Consider the following 16,467-nt stretch of genomic DNA (forward strand, 5'->3'; position numbering starts at 1 on the left):
CCGGCGGGCCGCTCGTCAGATCGGCCGCGACGAGACGTGCGCGGCCACCACCTGCCACTCCCCCGCGAACCGCACCCACACCTGGGACTGCCGGCCGACCGCGGCCACACCCTCCCGACGGAACGTCGCGTTGGCGACCGCGTGGTCGGGGCCGAGCGGGGTGATGTCCACTCGGTCCAATGAGCGATCGAGACCGGCCGACGGGCGGGCCGCACGGAACGCGCGGATCTGGTCGTAGCCGAACAGTTCCTCGGTGGCACCGAACCGGATCGTGCGCGCGTCGTCCCAGAACAGTTCGTCGAGCACCGGTATGTCGTTGTCCACCAAGGCCGTTTCGTAGCGGTCGAAGGCACGTCGTACCGCCGCGCGGGTGAGGGCATACGGGTCGGTCATGAATCCAGCGCGAGCTTGCCGGATGGCCGGACACGCGCAGGCTCAGCCGCCGGCCGGGGGAAGGCCAGCCGTCGCGACAGGTACGCGAACACCGGTCCCAGGAAGTTCATCGCGACCACCGAGACCCAGGCGGCCCAGGGATTGCCCGGCGCGAAACCGAAGCCGCCGAAAAAGGTCGCGAAGAAGGACGCGAAGCCGAGGAACATCCCCGGTATCAGCGAGAAGGTGGCGAGGCGACCGGTGTACATCAGGGCGGAGTTCACCACGAAGATGATCAGCGCGAGCACGGCGTCCTTCGCCAGTTGCCCGCTACCGGCGATGGTGCCGATCTGCTGGTCGATCAGGACGATGACGAGAGCGAATGTCGACCCGACGGGCATCGTGACCCACAGTCGGCGGGCGTTGGCCATGGACGGGCCGCCCAGGAGAAACGTTCCTGCCCAACTGATGAAGATCGCCCACGGCGGGAGATGCAGAGCCGTGCCGCCGATGAAGGCGGTGCAGCCGGCGAGGAAGGAAGCGACGATTTCGTGAGGGATACGGTCACGCACAGAGAACCTCCGCGATGTGAGTGGTTCGGGTGGTCCGCGCGACGACGCGGCCACCCTTGATGACAAAACAGCGATCTGGTCGGTCGAGCAGGATGTCGGCGACGCAAGTCGACGACAGGACCACCATGTCGGCGGCTCGCCCCGGCAGGATTCCGTAGCCGTCGGCGATGCCGACCACCTCGGCAGCCATGTGGGTCGCCATGGTGAGAACCCTGGCGAGGTCTGCGCTCCCGGACAGATGGCCGACCTGAGCCAGTAGCAGACCGATGTCGAGCATGTCCGCATTCCCGTACGGCGTGAAGGCATTACGGATGTTGTTCGACGAGTAGGCGCAGGTCACTCCGGCATCCCAGAGATCTTTGACCGGTACCACTCCCCGCCTGACGTTCTCGGTGTCGCCGCGTCCGCCCAGGTGCATGTCGGTGGCGGGGAGCGGAACCACCGCGACACCCGCCGCGGCGAGATTCCGGAGCACGGCACGTCGCTCGGTCTCGTCGCGCCCGGCGAGGGACGTCATGTGTCCCAGCGCGACCCGACCGGCCATACCTCGACGATCGGTGGTCTCGGCGATGAAATCGGCCAGCGCGAAGCGGGGATCGTCTGCGTCGTCGGCGAAGTCGGCGTGCATGTCGACGGGCACATCGAACTCCTCGGCCAGGTCGAACACCATCTCGACGTGCCGATGACAGGTGGCGAGGTCGATCTCGTTGTAGGTGCACCCACCGATCACGTCGACTCCCCGCCGCAGTGACTCGCGCAGCAGGTCCGCGGTACCCGGAGCCTTCAGAATCCCCTCCTGCGGAAAGGCGACGATCTGCAGATCGACCAGCCCCCGATACTCCTCACGGAGCTCGAGAAGCACCTCGACGCCCAGCAGCCCGACGATCGGGTCCACGTCGGGATGGGCACGGATCACCGTGGTGCCGTTGATGATCGCCTGCTCGATGATCTGCCGTGCCCGGTGTCGCACATTGTCGGCGGTGAACTGGCGTTTGAGTTCGCCGGTCACCTCGATCGCGCCGGCCAGCGTGCCGTCGCGATTGGGTTTCTCCTTGTCGAGCAGTGCTTTGTCCAGATGGAGGTGCGACTCGATCAGGCCCGGGATCACCACACGGCCTCCGCAGTCGATCTCCTCACGGGCCGCGGAGCCGCATCGCGGCGAGATCTCTGCGATCCGCCCACCCTCCACGGCGATGTCGACGAGTGGAGCGTCGTCGACCACTCGCGCAGCACGCAGAATCAGGTCCATTTCTGTTCTCCTCGTGACTCGAACAACAACTGCCACTGTTGCGGCCGAGTGTTTCCGCGGTGCGCGCGAGGAGTAACGCATGAGTTACACTTGGTCATACCAAGAGACCAAGTTCGATTCGGGAGGCGCCGTGATACGACGAGGACGCACGCTCAGCGCGAGCACCGCGGCCTATCTCGAGGGCATGATCACCAACGAGCTCAACCCGGGCGACAAACTCCCGCCAGAACGGGTGCTCGCGGAGAACCTCGAGGTCTCGCGCACGACGATCCGCGAGGCGTTGCAGGAGCTCGAGCAGCGGCGGCTACTTGCCAGGACTCCCGGTCGCGGCACGATCGTGCTCCCCCGGTCGGCCAACGCGACGGCGATCCTGGAGACGATGGCCGATGATGCCGAGGAGGATCACGTGGCCGAACTGCGGATGCTGATCGAGCCACAGGTGGCGGGCCTGGCGGCGGACCGGGCCATCGAGTCCGATCTCGTGTCCCTCGAGGACATCCTGGCGTCGAGTCACACCGGACTGAATCCCGCCGAATCGCTCGAGCAGGATGTGGCATTCCATCTCCAACTGGCGCGGGCGGCGCGCAATCCGTTGCTGATCTCGCTCTGTCAGCTCAGCAGCGGGTGGGTACAGAACGTCCGTGCGCGCTCACACGCCACCCGCGAGGGCAGGCGGATGTCCTTCGACGGGCACAAACAGATCTTTCAGGCAGTACAGAACAGCGACCACGAGGCTGCGGTGGCGGCGATGACCGACCATCTCTCCGACGTCGCGCGACTCGTGGATCGGCGGGCGAAATGACCTTCTCATCACTGTCATCGGTGAACGAGACCGCGATTCTGGCGCAGGGTTCGGGACCGGTCGTCGGCGACGACTATCTCCCGTGCCGACCCGAGGAGATCTTCTGGGGTGATCTCCCTTGCGCGACCGACCGTCCCGTGATGAGCGTGCTGCCGGGCACCACGCTGACGATCGACACCCTGAGTCACGAGGGCATCCTCGCGGACCAGGGTCGCGATCCCCGCAAGTATTTCGGGGCTCACGGGGTCGCGCCCGAATGTGTCCTCGACGAAGCGGTCGCCTTGTGTGCGTCCGACCGCACACACCGCCAGGGCATCGACGGACCGCACGTCACCACCGGCCCCATCGAGGTCGTCGGCGCGATGCCCGGCGACCTGCTCGCGATGACGATCGTGGAGACGCTGCGGCGCGTGCCCTACGGGGTCGTGTCCAATCGCCACGGGCGGGGCTCCCTGCCCGGCGAATATCCCTCCGGCGGAATCACCTACAGCGCATTCGTCTCCGTGCAGGAAGAAGCGGACGCGGCATACGGGGTGCTGCCGCTGACCCAGGACGTCGACGGACCCGCGGCCCGGTTCCCGCTGTCCCCGTTTCTCGGGATCATGGGCGTGGCGGTCGACGGCGACACCCGCGCCCATTCCATCCCTCCCGGCGCCCACGGCGGCAACATCGACATCAATCTTCTGACCGCAGGCAGCACCCTGTACCTGCCCGTCCAGGTTCCCGGCGCGCTCGCCTACGTCGGGGATCCGCACTTCGCCCAGGGCGACGGCGAGGTCGCGCTCACTGCGCTGGAGGCATCGCTGCGCGCCACCGTCAGGTTCGACATCGTTCGCGCGCCGGACGTCGCGGCACGGTTCGGCGACCTCGTCGGCCCCATCGCGGAGACGCAGGAGTTCCTCGTCCCCACCGGCCTCGACACCGACCTCGACGTGGCGGTGCAGAACTGTGTCCGCGCCGCGGTGTCACTCCTGTCCGCGCGATACGGCATGGACCATGCTCAGGCACTCGCATACCTCAGTGCCGCAACAGACTTCAACATCTCCCAGGTCGTGGATGTCGTGAAGGGCGTGCACGCCCGGATCCGGCGGACGGACTTCGCGTCGTGAGCCTCGTCACGCGGCTCCGGGCGATCCCGGATGAGCGAATGCATCTGGTGCTCATGATCATCCTGACGTTCACCACGGGCATCAACGACGCGGTCGGCTATCTCGGCCTGGACAAGGTGTTCACCGGCAACATGACCGGCAACGTCGTGGTGCTCGGGATGGCCGTCGCAGGCGGCTCGGGTCTCCCCGTCCTCGGGCCTGCGATGGCGCTGGCGGGATTCATGGTCGGCGCGGCCCTGGGCGGCCGGGTCCTGCGCGGCCAGGGCAGGCAATGGACCACCCGAACCACCGCGTTGTTCGCGACCGTCGCGACGATCATGTTCGCGCTCGCCGCAACGCTGTTCGTCACCGGCCAGCATCCGGTCAGGCCGGCGATGATCACCATCACCACGCTCGCGGCCACCGCGATGGGGATTCAGGCAGCAGCGGCCAGAGTGGTGGCGGTCAAGGACGTGACGACTGTGGTGGTGACGTCGACCATCACCGGTCTGGCGGCCGATTCGGTCCTCGGTTCCGGGAAGGGCAGCGGCACCGGCCGCCGGGTCGCGGCAGTGGTGGCCATCATCCTCGGCGCTGCTGCCGGTGCCGCGGTGATGCACGCCCACATGGGTGCCGCGCTGCTGGTGGCAGCGCTCCTGATCACGGGTGTCACCGTCACCGGCGCGATCCACGATCAGCGGCGAACCGATGAGAATGCAGAGACGGCGGTCGCCGGCCGCACCTGAACGCGGCGGACCCGGTCAGACGGGTGCCGAATCTGGCACGAAAAGAATGCGGATATCCGGAAATATATCTATCCGTTAATTCCCGGGTAACAAACCATTCTTAGCTTGATCACATCAGCGTCCCCGATCATCCGGCGCTGACTCCGTCTGACCGGGAGAGCCACCATGTCCGCACCTTCTGCCGACGTCGCGACCGCACATGAGAGTGCGGCAGGCGAAAGCGTCATCAAACTCGGGTATCACCAGAACCTCACCAACTCCGATCTCGCGCCACTCAAAGAGCAGAAGTGGACGTGGTACAACATCTTCGCGTTCTGGATGTCCGACGTGCACAGCGTCGGCGGTTACGTGTTCGCGGGCAGTCTGTTCGCACTCGGCATCGCAGCGTGGCAGGTGCTCGTCGCACTGGTGGTCGGCATCATCGCCGTCAACCTGCTCTGCAACCTGGTGGCCAAACCATCGCAGCTGGCCGGCGTCCCGTATCCGGTGACCACGCGCGTTGCGTTCGGCGTCAAAGGCGCCAACATCCCCGCGATCATCCGTGGTTGCATCGCCGTCGTCTGGTACGGCATCCAGACCTACTTGGCCTCGGTCGCTTTCGGTCTGCTCGCTCTGAAGTTCTGGCCGGGCCTCGAGCCGTGGGGCGACGTCGATCAGCACGGCTTTCTCGGGTTGAGCGTTCTGGGCTGGGCAGGTTTCATCCTGATGTGGGTCCTGCAGGCGTTCGTGTTCTGGAACGGCATGGACACCATCCGCAAGTTCATCGACTTCTGCGGTCCCGCAGTGTATGTCGTGATGGTGGCGCTGGCGGCATACCTCATCGTGAAGGCGGGGTGGAGCAATGTCAGCCTCGACCTGTCGACCGGACCAGGATTGTCCGGATGGTCGTCGGTCACCCAGATGCTCAGCGCCTTCGCCCTGGTGGTCTCCTACTTCTCCGGTCCGATGCTCAACTTCGGCGACTTCTCGCGGTACGGCAAATCGTTCGCCGAAGTGAAGAAGGGCAATTTCTGGGGTCTGCCGGTCAACTTCCTGTTCTTCTCGCTCCTGGTCGTCTGCACTGTCTCCGCCGGCGCAACGGTGATCGGTCACGACGAGGACGGCAACATCATCACCGACCCCGTGCACATCGTCGACCAGATCGACAACACCACCGCCGCCGTGCTCGGTGTGCTGACGTTCGCGATCGCCACGATCGGCATCAACATCGTGGCGAACTTCGTCTCCCCCGCCTTCGATTTCTCGAATGTGGCGCCCACCAAGATCACCTGGCGCACCGGCGGCATGATCGCCGCCGTCGGCTCGGTGCTGATCACCCCGTGGAATCTGTTCAACAACCCCACCGCCATCCACTACACGATGGACACGCTCGGAGCGGTGATCGGTCCGCTGTTCGGCATCCTGATCATCGACTTCTACCTCATCAGGAAACAGCGGATCGAGGTCGACGACCTGTTCAGCATGGACCCGGGCAAGTCCTACTCGTATCGCAACGGCTGGAACCCGGTCGCGGTGATCTCGGTGATCATCGCCTCGATCCTCCCGATCAGCTTCGTCATCTGGGGCACCGCATATCAGGCCAGCTTCACCTGGTTCATGGGAGCCGCCGCAGGCGCGGTGGTGTACTGGCTCGGGATGAAGTTCGCGCCGACGAGTTTCATCTATGACTCGGGCGAGGTCCCCGCGGTGCTGCCGACCGCCAAGGACGGCAAGCTCGAACCGTCAGCGCTGTAACGCCGGCACGGGAACGTCGGCACGGGAACGTCGGCGCGGGAACGCCTGAATCCAGAGGAGTAACAGAGAGACGATGCGCATCTGCGTCATCAACCCGAACACCGCGACGGCGATGACCGACGTCATCGCCGTCGCGGCGCGTTCCGTGGCCCGACCGGACGCCTCGATCGTCGCCGTCACCTCGTCGATGGGGCCGGCGTCCATCGAGAGCCACTACGACGAGGCCTTGGCGGTCCCCGGGCTCCTGCGCGCCATCGCCGAGCATCCCGATCACGACGGCTATCTCGTCGCGTGCTTCGGAGACCCCGGTCTCGATGCCGCGCGCGAGCTGGCCGACGCCCCGGTGATGGGGATCGCCGAGGCTGCCATGCATCTCGCCGCCACTCTCGGACGCGGGTTCTCGATCGTGACCACCTTGGACCGTACGATCGGCCGCGCGGGAGATCTGGTCGAGCACTACGGATTCACTCGTCAGTGCCGAGGCATCCATGCCTGCGACATCCCGGTCCTCGAACTCGAGTCCAACCCGGCGACCGCGGAGATCCTCGAGAAGGCGTGCCGCGAGGCACTGCACGCCGACGGATCCGACGTGATCGTCCTGGGTTGTGCCGGGATGGCCGACCTGGCCCACCGCATCAGCGGCACAATCGGCGCCCCGGTGATCGACGGCGTAGCCGCCGGAGTCGGCATGCTGTCGTCGATGGCCGCGATGGGCCTGCGCACCGGAATCGCGTCCGGCGAGTTCGCCACTCCCCCACCGAAGATCTACTCCGGGCCGCTGGAGGACTTCGGGAAAACATGACCTTCGCCCGATCCGCGTCGTCGTCGGTGGCGTTCGCGTTCCCGGCGTCGGCGGGCATGTTTGGCCGCCACCCGGCTCGTGGAGCGATTCTCGTTCCCTGAGGAGCGAGCTTGCGAGGGTCTCGAAGGGGCGGCGTCGTGGTGTCCGGCTCCGGCACATCAGCCTTTCGCTGATCGAGTAGCTCCGGAGCGCCGGCGGAGGAGTGTATCAGCAGATGGACCGTCCGGTCATGACCGTCGACCAGGTCGGTGCTCCACGGATTTCGGACTTCCACCCAAACCGAAACTCCGGGGTAACACGACCGAAACCATTGCCGCAGATAGTCACTAATGCACATGATCGACCCGTCCGCGACCTCGCGGTGACGATCCGGGTGACCAGATTCCGGGACAGGGTTCCACTCCGCAGCTCTGTGCTGCGGCCTGCCCGGAGGTACTCATGGCCGAGAAGCCGTGCGATCTGCTGATCAGCAACGCCTACATCTACGTCGACACCGACTGGGAAGTCCCCGACGGTTGGATCGCCATCTCGGATGGTCGCGTCCACAGCATCGGGACGGCCACCGACGAGACCCCCGACGCGAGGACCCGGATCGACGCCCAGGGAAAACTTGTCACGCCCGGCCTGATCAACGTCCACCACCACATGTATCAGAACCTGACCCGTTCATTTGCGCCGGTGGTCAACGCCGGACTCTTCGACTGGCTGACCACGCTCTACCCGCTGTGGGCGCAGATCGACGACGAGGCCGTCTACCTGTCCACCTGGGTCGCGATGGCGGAACTGTTACTCGGCGGTTGCACCCTGTCGTCCGACCACATGTACCTGCATCCGCGAGATGGGTTGATAGACGCGCAGATCCGAGCTTCGCGTGATCTCGGATTCCGTTTCTACGCCAATCGGGGCTCGATGACCCGCTCCACTGCCGACGGCGGGTTGCCACCCGTGCAGGTCGTCCAGGAACCCGACGTGATCCTCGCCGATTCCGAGCGGCTCATCGACAAATTTCACGACCCCTCGCCGGGCGCGATGTCGCGCGTCGCGCTGGCGCCGTGCTCGCCGTTCTCGGTCACCGCCCAACTCATGTCGGATACCGCGGCCCTGGCCGAGAGCCGCGACGTCCGCCTGCACACCCACCTGGCCGAAGATCACGACGAACTGGCGTACTGCCAGGAGGTGTACGGCATGAGCCCGGTCGACTACTTCGACAGCGTGGGCTGGATGCAATCACGTTCCTGGGTGGCACATTTCATCTATCCATCCGACGACGAACAGGCGCGGATGGGCGCGGCCGGAGTCGGGGTCGCGCACTGCCCGAGTTCGAACATGCTCATCGGTGGCGGAACCGCCGACGTCGCGCGGCTTCGCGCACTCGGCGCTCCGGTCGGCCTCGGGTGCGACGGGTCGGCGTCCACGGATCACGGGTCGATGTGGCTCGAGGCCCGTGCCGCTCTGACGCTGGGTCGCTACCGGGGCGGATCGACCGCGATGACCGCCCGCGACGTGCTGAACATCGCGACGCGCGGCAGTGCGGCCTGCCTCGGCTGGGACGACGAGACCGGTCACCTGAGCCCCGGCGCGTGCGCCGACCTCGTCATCTGGACCGGCTCGGCCATGGCACTCGCCGGCGCGATCACCGACCCGGTGGAGGCGTGGTTGCGATGCGGCCCGATGTCGGCCGACACCACCATCGTGGCAGGCCGGATTCTCGTCCGCGACGGACAGATTCAGAATTCCGCCGCGTCCGACATCGTCACCGCACACACCGTCGAGGCTCGGCGTATCCAAGGAGTGGCAGTCTGACGACGGCACCGTCTCGGCCCCGTCAGGCTCAGCCGTGCAGCCGCCTCAGGCCTTCATCGTGACGTTCTTCGCCGCGAGCAGTGTGGACAGCGCCTGCGGGACGAGGGCCAGCCCCAGCACAGACATCGCCAGATTCCAGGACCCGGTGACGTCGTGCAGAGCGCCGATCGCGATCGGACCGATCGCGGCCACCACATAGCCGACCGACTGGGCCATCCCCGACACCTGGCCGGTGGCCACCGTCGACGGGCTTCGCAGCACCATGAACAACAGCACCAGGCTGATCGAGGCGCCCGGACCGAACATGATCATGATGACCCAGAGCGTCGTCCACACGTGAACGGTCACCAGCCCGATGAACCCTGCCGCGCACACGGCCACCACACCCAGGGTGATGGCCCGCTGATCGGCGAACCTTCCGGCGACGATGGGGATCAGCAGTGAGGCGGTCAACGCCACGACCTGGCCGATGGCCAGAGTGGTCCCGGCCTCGCCCGCTGTCCGGCCGTGGTCGATGAGGTACTGGGGCAGCCACGCACTGAAGGTGTAGAAGATGATCGATTGTGAAGCCATGAAGATCGTTATGGCCCAGGCGATCCGGTTCCGCCACAAGGACGTGGGCGTGCTGGTCACTGCCACTCGATGGACCCGAGTCAGCTGCGGAACCCAGACAACCAGCGCCACCACCGCGAGCAGCGTCCACGACGTCAGCGTCAGGCGCCAGTTGCCGTCGTCCAGATCGTCGATCGGGATGGTCAGGGCGGCGGCGACCGCCGCCCCGCCCGAGAGCGTCATCGAGTACAGCCCCGTCATCAGACCCGAGCGGTGTGCGAAATCGCGTTTGATGAGTGCGGGCAGCACCACGTTGCAGATGCCGATCGCCGTTCCGATCACCGCCGAGCCCAGGAGCAGACTCGTAATGTTCGGTACGAATCGCAGACCCATGCCCAGGATCAGGAAGATCAGCGAGCCGAAGATGGTCCGTTCGATCCCGTACCGCGCGGCGATGCGTGGCGCGATCGGGGCGCTGAACCCGAAGAACAGCACCGGCAGAGTGGTCAGCAATCCGGCTGCCGCACTGCTGAACCCGAGGTCGCCCATGATGTCGTCGACCAGCGGCGCCACCGAGACCACCGGCGGGCGAAGGTTGGCGGCCACGAGCATGATGCCGACCGCTGCGACGACGGCGGCGATCCCCCTCGGGGCATTGCCGCCCGACGACACGTCGGCCGTGCGTTCCGGCTCCGTCAGGACCGACGACGACTCCGCCTGCCTATCGCCCGTCAAGCCAGCCCCCGCAGCGCCGCATCGAGGTAGGAATGGACCGCGGCCCGGGCGGCAGCTGCATCACCGGCCTCGATCGCGTCGACCACGCCGACGTGGCCAGATGGATGATCACCGGCCGCCAACGTTGCCTCCACGACACTTTCGTGCAGGCGCTGCATCACCTCCACGATGCCGTCGTAGAGTTCGAGCAGCAGACGATTGCCCGAGATCTCGACCAACGTGGCGTGAAATGCTATGTCCTCCTGCGTATATCCCGCCACATCACCGATGGCGAAAGCATGCTCCGCGGCCCGCAGACGCATGCGCAACCCGGCGACCTCCTCGGCCGAGGCACTCTGGGCGGCGGCAGCCGCAGCCTCGACCTCGATGGCCCGACGCGCGCCGAGCAGGTCGTGCTGGGCCGACCCCGGAACGCAGCTCTCGATCGCCGCCGCAAGCAGGTTGCGACTACGCACATAAGTACCGTCGCCGCGCCGCGGGACGAGCATTCCGGCATGTTCCAGAGCTCGTACCGCCTCGCGGATCGTGTTGCGCCCCACACCGAACATCGCCACGAGGGCCGGTTCGGGAGGGATCCGCTCACCTACTGCCCACTCACCGGACCTGATGAGATCCCGCATCCGGTCCACCACGAGCTCGCTGGTCCGTCGCGGCGGGGTGATCACGTCGTTCATGGCAAACACCCTAACATCCCATGTTTGGCGACGAGGAAGCGTCCGTGCATGGGCGAGGAGGCATCACCCCGAGACGTCGAGCGAGGCGATCACCTTGGTCGGCTCGATCCACACCACGAGCTCGCCGGGGACCCCGTTGCGGTCGCCGAACTCTTCGGCACGGTCGGCTCCCATGTAGCGCGCACCGCAGAGTGTCGCGATCCGCTTCACCTCGTCGAGATCGTCAGCGGTCACCGCCCGGCCTTGGATCTGAACGAAGGCGTACGGCGGCTCGGGGAGGTCGACCGTCAAGACCACGCGCGAATCTCGTTGCATGCAGCGGGCTTTCGATGTGCCCGACCCCGTGTTGAAGGCAATGCGGTCCCCGTCCAGCACAAACCAGACCGGCGCGGCGAGCGGCCTGCCGTCGGCGGCGAGGTAACCGAGGTGGCCCGTCCGGGTACCGCCGGTCAGGAACTCACGGATGTCGGGATCGTCCAGGGATGCGGCCATGTCCCCACCATACGGCCCGGGCGCGTCGGCACACGGTCAGCGATCAGCCAGCACGGCAGCGATTCGGCATGCGAGCATCATGATCGTGGCGTGCGGCCCGCTGCGCCCAGCGGTCGGCAGGATCGATCCGTCGACGATCCGTAGACCTCGGACCCCGGAGACACCGCCGAGCTCGTCGGTACGGGTTCCCATGGGCATGCTGCCCCACGCATGCTGCGAGGTCCGTACGACGGGGTCGACCGCCACCGAACCGGGCTCGACGATGTCGGCGAACACGGCAGACCGCAGCATGTCGGTCACCGCCGCCACGCCCCGCTCGAGCCGGGCTGCCTCCGCCAAGTCGACGACACCGAGATCGACGATCGGATCGCCACCGATGACGCGTACCGCGCCTCGGGTACCCGGACGCATCGCGGCGACGCCGATGGCGGGCCCGACCGGCGGAAGACCTTCGACGTAGCGAGCCATATCACTGCTGTAGCAACGTATCTCGAGATCATCGGCGGTGTGGACCACCGACTGCAGCAACGCGGTCGGCGGGCCGTCGACACGGCTACGGTAGTGAACCAGCACCTCGCGGTGCTCACGGACGGCCAGGACATCGCGATCGGCAGCCCCTGCGAGTCCCGACCGCAGCAGGATCACGGCGGTGCCGATCGCGCCTGCGCAGAGAATCACCTCGCCGGTACCGACCACGGCGTCACCCACGACGACCCCGGTGACCTCGGCGCCGGACCGCCGCAGCCCGGCGACTTCGGCGTCCGCACAGATGGTGAGATTCGTCCGGTCCAGCGCGCCACGCAGGTACGCCTCCGCCGCAGTACGACGCACCATGCCGTCCCGGTTCGACCGTACCCGGTTGAGCCCGACGATCGGCCACGCGTCGGCCGGCGGTCGCACCGGAACGATGTCGCTCCAATAGGATTCGAATCGGGTAGCGACCTCGGCCAGCTCGTCGTCGGTGAACGGTGACACGCTCATCGTCCCACCGCGGCCGTCCAGCTCTGCGTAGGAGGCGCCGATCTCGTCCGGGCGCCATCCGGAAGGCCAGTCCGCGAAGTCGCCGGCATGCCACCTCATGAAGTAACCGCCGTTCACCGAGGAAGACCCGCCCAGCCCGCGACCGCGGACCACGGCGAGGCCCGATGGCTCCTCGTGCGAAACGGCATAGGGCGAACCGAAGGCGATCGGCAGGCCGCGGAGATCGCGAACCGCTTCGGTGGGCCATTGCGACGATCCGCGCTCGATCAGGAGGACGGTCCGGTCCGGATCGCGGGACAACCGCTCCGCGACCACACACCCCGCGCTCCCGGCGCCGACGATCACCACATCGGCGGTCGCGGGGAGATCGCCGAGGGTCATGTCTTGTTGGTGATCACCGGCCGCAGGGCACCGAAATCGCGGTGGCTCAATGCTCCTTGCCACAGCCCGGCGCCGTAGGCGAGATCGTCGAGACGCCGGAAAAGGGTGTAGGCGACCGGTCCGAGCGCCGGTCCGGCTTCGGGTTCGGCCACCACCTGGCGGACCCACGAGACCATGCCCTCCGCGATCGCGACCTCCACCGCGAGTCGGCGGAAGCGCGCGGACACGATCGCGAGGATCACCGCCACCGGCCAGTAATGCCGACAGATCGCCCCGGCCGCTTGCAGGAGTCCGAACCCGACCGCTCGCCCGGTCATCTGCGTCGCGACGATCGGCGCATCGGGCAGCTCGCCGAGCCGTCGTCGAAGGCGCATGCCGATCTGCCCGAGGATGATCATGGCGATCGCCAGGCCGATCTTCGTCCGGGTCATCAGCGCGACCACCGCAACAGCCATCGGCACTGACATCACGACGGGGGCGGCGAATCCACCGTGCCGGTCCGCGAGATAGGACGCGCCGGTTCCGTAGTACCGTCGGCGGTCGAGCACCGACCGCATCCCGGTCCGGTGGTCGTGGGACACCTGGGCGACCGGGTCGTAGCGGACCCGCCAGCCCGCCTTGTGCGTCCGCCAGCACAGGTCGACGTCCTCGGCGACCCGCAGAGTCTCGTCGAAGTCCTGAAAGGCGCTACGCCGCACCAACATTGCAGCACTCGGCACATACGGGACCCGGCTGCCGGGAACCACGGAGCACTCGTTCGGGCCCATGTCGAGCGACGAATACCCGTTCTCGTAGCGCTCGGACAGCGAGACATCGCAGTCGTCGCGACTCAGCCCCACGATCCGAGGTGCCACGATCCCGACCGCCGGATCGGAGAAATGCCCCAGCAGCATGGTCAGCCAATCCGCCGGGGGCACCACGTCGGAGTCGAGGAAGGCCACGAAATCCGTCGTCGCCGCCGCGGCCCCCGCATTGCGGGCGGCCGAGGGACCGCGATTCTCGTCGAAACGGATCAGCGTGACGTCCCGGCCGCACGCCCGCAGCGGTACGTCGGAGCCGTCGTCGACGACGATCACCTTCGCACCGGAGACGGCCTGCAGCAGACGGTCGACCCCTGGCTGGTTGCCGCGCACCGGCACCACGACCGTGACGTTCTCGGGTCGCGGCCCGAACATGGGGCGGGGGTTGGCAATTCCGCTGTCGAGCAGACGACGCGCAAGACTCCGGGTGGCCGCGTCGACAACCTCGATGCGGCCGTCGGCCGATGTCATCCCCAGCGCGGCGTCGGTGAGGCGGAGCATCCGGGTGGGCGATCCGCCGACGAGGTAGCGGAGATCCTTGTGCGGCGCGCACCGCATGTCGATCTGGACCTGGAAACCATCGGGCAGACTGTGGTCGACGGCAGCGGTCGGCGGCAGTTCCTTCTCGACCGCGGTCATGCGAGTCGCCCCGACTCTCCGACCGACCACGATCCGACGGCCGTGACCAGCGCGGTGACCAGCGCGTCGGTCACGCTCGCGCCGTGCTCCGCGCTCGCGCCGGTCGGATCACCCAGCACGCCGTTGGTGCTCACCGCGGCGACACCGCCGGCGCGCATCGCGGGCAGCAACGCGGAAACGGGGGTGACGTTTCCGACCTCGGCAGCGGAGAGGCTGACGTCCTCCGGCGAAAAGTGCAGCAGCACAGAGGTTTCGGTGATCCCGGCGTGCGCATCGGCCCCCGGAGTGGCGCAGGGGAACCAGGCGGCGTCGCGACCTTCGTAGCGCAGGGTGTCCACCGCGGCGGCCAGCGTCGGCCCGTTGCCGCCGTGTCCGTTGACGAAGACCACACGGTCCGCCCAGCGGCAGGCGCTGCGGCCGTACTCCACCAGGAGGAGGTGCAGGGCCTCGTGCCCGACCGAGATGGTCCCCGGGAAGCCCTCGTGCTCACCGCTCGCACCGTAGTTGATGGCGGGGGCGGCCGCCACGAGTCGGGGCTCCTCCCCGCCGTCGGCAACAGAGAATCGTTCGGCAGCGCGGCCGGCGACGGCCGTCGCGATCCTGCTGTCGGTGTCGAGCGGGAGATGCGGACCGTGCTGCTCGGTGGCGCCCAGCGGGACCAGAAGGGTGACCGATCGATCCGACAGTTGAGGCCAGCACAACTGTCCCAGTGCGGCCCGACGCTCCATTCGTTCAACTCTAGCGACGCGGTCGATGCGTGTTAACCGAGTCGGTGCAATTTGTTTGATTCGATTTCGATGATTCCCTGATTGCCCAGGCCCAGTTGTCCGAGCGATCGATCGGTTATGGGATGCTGGTCCGACAGACGTGAGACCCGACACATCGGGCGGGTACGGACCGGGAGGACATCATGACGTCAACGGCGCCGCGCAGCAGCGGAAAGAGTGGGCCCCTCAGCGCAATCCGTGTGGTCGAGTTCGCGGGCATCGGACCCGGCCCACATGCGGCGATGCTGCTGGCCGACCTCGGGGCCGACGTGATTCGCGTGCAGCGTCCGGGCTCGCTGCCGGCACCCGACCGCAACGCGGATGCGCTCCTGCGTGGCCGCCGGGTCGTCGAGGCGAACCTGAAGGATGCCGGGGACCGCGACACCATCCTGCGCCTGGTCACCAAGGCCGATGTGGTGCTGGAGGGCTTCCGGCCTGGGGTGATGGAACGACTCGGCTTCGGACCCGACGATCTGTCGGCCATCAATCCCGGCCTGGTCTACGGGCGGATGACCGGCTGGGGCCAGGAGGGCCCGCGTGCCGACCGCGCCGGACACGACATCAACTACATCTCACTGACCGGAATGCTGCACGCCATCGGCCGCAAAGAGGATCGCCCCGTGCCGCCGCTCAATCTCGCCGGCGATTTCGGTGGCGGATCGATGTTCCTCGTCATGGGAGTCCTCGCCGCGCTCCTCGAACGACAGACCTCGGGCAACGGACAGGTCGTCGACGCCGCCATGGTCGACGGTGCGTCGGTGCTCGGCCAGATGATGTGGGCCTTCCGCGGGACCGGACTCTGGAGCGACGCGCGCGGCGTGAACATGCTCGACACCGGCGCGCCGTACTACGAGGTCTACGAGACCTCCGATGGCAAGTACATGGCGGTCGGTGCGATCGAACCGCAGTTCTACGCCGAATTGCTGACCGGACTGGGCCTGGCCGACGCCGACCTGCCCGACCAGAACGATATTGCCAACTGGCCCAAGCTCAAAGAGGTGTTCACCGACACCTTCAAGTCGCGGACCCGCGACGAGTGGACAAAGGTCTTCGACGGTACGGACGCCTGCACCTCACCGGTCCTCGACTTCGGCGAGGCGCCGGCCGATCCGCACATGGCGGCACGCGCCAACCTCGTCGAGATCGACGGCGTGATGCAGGCACAGGTCGCTCCCCGCTTCTCCCGCACATCGCCGGAGACCCCCACGGGCCCGGTCCGCGAGGCGACCGACCCCGCCACCCTCTGGCAAGACTGATCCCCACCCCTCCCACACACTC

Annotated in this window: 16 protein-coding genes; 7 read left to right on the plus strand and 9 right to left on the minus strand. The window is 67.0% G+C overall.

Annotation, left to right across the window (positions count from 1 at the left end; translation table 11 throughout):
* Window positions 1–15: 15 nt before the first annotated feature.
* The 3 genes from hpxZ to OVA31_RS04505 are packed head-to-tail and all read right to left on the minus strand — an operon-like array spanning window position 16 to window position 2,193.
* Window positions 16–393 carry an oxalurate catabolism protein HpxZ gene (gene hpxZ, locus OVA31_RS04495; RefSeq protein WP_267629893.1) on the minus strand — a complete coding sequence of 126 codons (378 nt, stop codon included), beginning with the start codon at window positions 391–393 and terminating at the stop codon, window positions 16–18.
* Window positions 390–944, minus strand: a complete 555-nt coding sequence (locus OVA31_RS04500; RefSeq protein ID WP_267629894.1) for a DUF1097 domain-containing protein — start codon at window positions 942–944, stop codon at window positions 390–392. The genes hpxZ and OVA31_RS04500 overlap by 4 nt, the downstream gene beginning before the upstream one ends.
* Window positions 937–2,193, minus strand: coding sequence for an amidohydrolase family protein (locus tag OVA31_RS04505; protein WP_267629895.1), 1,257 nt, complete (start codon window positions 2,191–2,193; stop codon window positions 937–939). Before OVA31_RS04505 ends, OVA31_RS04500 begins: the two co-directional genes overlap by 8 nt.
* 79 nt (window positions 2,194–2,272) lie before the next feature.
* Between OVA31_RS04505 and OVA31_RS04510 the strand changes: the two genes are divergently transcribed.
* The 6 genes from OVA31_RS04510 (at window position 2,273) to OVA31_RS04535 (ending at window position 9,168) form a co-directional block, all read left to right on the plus strand.
* Complete coding sequence (locus OVA31_RS04510; protein ID WP_267629896.1) at window positions 2,273–2,995, plus strand: FadR/GntR family transcriptional regulator; 723 nt, start codon at window positions 2,273–2,275, stop codon at window positions 2,993–2,995.
* Window positions 2,992–4,104: an acetamidase/formamidase family protein gene (locus tag OVA31_RS04515; protein ID WP_267629897.1), complete on the plus strand. Its 1,113-nt coding sequence runs from the start codon at window positions 2,992–2,994 to the stop codon at window positions 4,102–4,104. The genes OVA31_RS04510 and OVA31_RS04515 overlap by 4 nt, the downstream gene beginning before the upstream one ends.
* Window positions 4,101–4,829, plus strand: a complete 729-nt coding sequence (locus tag OVA31_RS04520) for a YoaK family protein (RefSeq protein WP_267629898.1) — start codon at window positions 4,101–4,103, stop codon at window positions 4,827–4,829. The genes OVA31_RS04515 and OVA31_RS04520 overlap by 4 nt, the downstream gene beginning before the upstream one ends.
* Window positions 4,830–4,994: 165 nt before the next feature.
* Entirely contained in the window at window positions 4,995–6,563 is a 1,569-nt protein-coding gene (locus tag OVA31_RS04525) for an NCS1 family nucleobase:cation symporter-1 (RefSeq protein ID WP_267629899.1), read from the plus strand.
* 73 nt (window positions 6,564–6,636) lie between these two features.
* On the plus strand, window positions 6,637–7,365 hold the full coding sequence (locus OVA31_RS04530) for an aspartate/glutamate racemase family protein (RefSeq protein ID WP_267629900.1): 729 nt from the start codon (window positions 6,637–6,639) through the stop codon (window positions 7,363–7,365).
* A 438-nt stretch (window positions 7,366–7,803) separates the two neighbouring features.
* Window positions 7,804–9,168, plus strand: coding sequence for an 8-oxoguanine deaminase (locus OVA31_RS04535; RefSeq protein ID WP_267629901.1), 1,365 nt, complete (start codon window positions 7,804–7,806; stop codon window positions 9,166–9,168).
* A gap of 45 nt (window positions 9,169–9,213) precedes the next feature.
* On the opposite strand, the gene OVA31_RS04540 is transcribed toward OVA31_RS04535, so the two are convergent.
* The 6 genes from OVA31_RS04540 to mftE all read right to left on the minus strand — a co-directional run bounded on the left by OVA31_RS04540 (window position 9,214) and on the right by mftE (window position 15,150).
* Window positions 9,214–10,332 carry a CynX/NimT family MFS transporter gene (locus tag OVA31_RS04540; RefSeq protein WP_267631406.1) on the minus strand — a complete coding sequence of 373 codons (1,119 nt, stop codon included), beginning with the start codon at window positions 10,330–10,332 and terminating at the stop codon, window positions 9,214–9,216.
* A gap of 119 nt (window positions 10,333–10,451) precedes the next feature.
* Window positions 10,452–11,129, minus strand: a complete 678-nt coding sequence (locus tag OVA31_RS04545; protein WP_267629902.1) for a FadR/GntR family transcriptional regulator — start codon at window positions 11,127–11,129, stop codon at window positions 10,452–10,454.
* A 63-nt stretch (window positions 11,130–11,192) separates the two neighbouring features.
* Window positions 11,193–11,621 carry a PPOX class F420-dependent oxidoreductase gene (locus OVA31_RS04550; RefSeq protein ID WP_267629904.1) on the minus strand — a complete coding sequence of 143 codons (429 nt, stop codon included), beginning with the start codon at window positions 11,619–11,621 and terminating at the stop codon, window positions 11,193–11,195.
* 36 nt (window positions 11,622–11,657) lie between these two features.
* Window positions 11,658–12,983 carry a mycofactocin system GMC family oxidoreductase MftG gene (gene mftG / locus OVA31_RS04555; RefSeq protein ID WP_267629905.1) on the minus strand — a complete coding sequence of 442 codons (1,326 nt, stop codon included), beginning with the start codon at window positions 12,981–12,983 and terminating at the stop codon, window positions 11,658–11,660.
* On the minus strand, window positions 12,980–14,422 hold the full coding sequence (gene mftF, locus OVA31_RS04560; RefSeq protein ID WP_267629906.1) for a mycofactocin biosynthesis glycosyltransferase MftF: 1,443 nt from the start codon (window positions 14,420–14,422) through the stop codon (window positions 12,980–12,982). The genes mftG and mftF overlap by 4 nt, the downstream gene beginning before the upstream one ends.
* The gene (gene mftE, locus OVA31_RS04565) at window positions 14,419–15,150 is read right to left on the minus strand and encodes a mycofactocin biosynthesis peptidyl-dipeptidase MftE (RefSeq protein WP_267629907.1); all 732 of its coding nucleotides are present in this window, start codon (window positions 15,148–15,150) and stop codon (window positions 14,419–14,421) included. The genes mftF and mftE overlap by 4 nt, the downstream gene beginning before the upstream one ends.
* A 182-nt stretch (window positions 15,151–15,332) precedes the next feature.
* Here mftE and OVA31_RS04570 point away from each other — a divergent pair, with 182 nt between their 5' ends.
* Window positions 15,333–16,445, plus strand: coding sequence for a CaiB/BaiF CoA transferase family protein (locus OVA31_RS04570; protein WP_267629908.1), 1,113 nt, complete (start codon window positions 15,333–15,335; stop codon window positions 16,443–16,445).
* Window positions 16,446–16,467: the final 22 nt, after the last annotated feature.

This window comes from Gordonia sp. SL306 (genome assembly GCF_026625785.1).
Taxonomy (GTDB): Bacteria; Actinomycetota; Actinomycetes; order Mycobacteriales; family Mycobacteriaceae; genus Gordonia.

Bases quoted from the DNA above. Each gene is read 5' to 3' on its own strand.
- OVA31_RS04515 (WP_267629897.1), top strand. From the start codon at position 2,992: ATGACCTTCTCATCACTGTCATCGGTGAACGAGACCGCGATTCTGGCG.
- mftG (WP_267629905.1), bottom strand. From the start codon at position 12,983: ATGACCCTCGGCGATCTCCCCGCGACCGCCGATGTGGTGATCGTCGGC.
- mftF (WP_267629906.1), bottom strand. From the start codon at position 14,422: ATGACCGCGGTCGAGAAGGAACTGCCGCCGACCGCTGCCGTCGACCAC.
- OVA31_RS04525 (WP_267629899.1), top strand. From the start codon at position 4,995: ATGTCCGCACCTTCTGCCGACGTCGCGACCGCACATGAGAGTGCGGCA.
- OVA31_RS04545 (WP_267629902.1), bottom strand. From the start codon at position 11,129: ATGAACGACGTGATCACCCCGCCGCGACGGACCAGCGAGCTCGTGGTG.
- OVA31_RS04535 (WP_267629901.1), top strand. From the start codon at position 7,804: ATGGCCGAGAAGCCGTGCGATCTGCTGATCAGCAACGCCTACATCTAC.
- OVA31_RS04505 (WP_267629895.1), bottom strand. From the start codon at position 2,193: ATGGACCTGATTCTGCGTGCTGCGCGAGTGGTCGACGACGCTCCACTC.
- OVA31_RS04510 (WP_267629896.1), top strand. From the start codon at position 2,273: ATGAGTTACACTTGGTCATACCAAGAGACCAAGTTCGATTCGGGAGGC.
- OVA31_RS04530 (WP_267629900.1), top strand. From the start codon at position 6,637: ATGCGCATCTGCGTCATCAACCCGAACACCGCGACGGCGATGACCGAC.
- hpxZ (WP_267629893.1), bottom strand. From the start codon at position 393: ATGACCGACCCGTATGCCCTCACCCGCGCGGCGGTACGACGTGCCTTC.
- OVA31_RS04570 (WP_267629908.1), top strand. From the start codon at position 15,333: ATGACGTCAACGGCGCCGCGCAGCAGCGGAAAGAGTGGGCCCCTCAGC.
- mftE (WP_267629907.1), bottom strand. From the start codon at position 15,150: ATGGAGCGTCGGGCCGCACTGGGACAGTTGTGCTGGCCTCAACTGTCG.
- OVA31_RS04550 (WP_267629904.1), bottom strand. From the start codon at position 11,621: ATGGCCGCATCCCTGGACGATCCCGACATCCGTGAGTTCCTGACCGGC.
- OVA31_RS04540 (WP_267631406.1), bottom strand. From the start codon at position 10,332: ATGCTCGTGGCCGCCAACCTTCGCCCGCCGGTGGTCTCGGTGGCGCCG.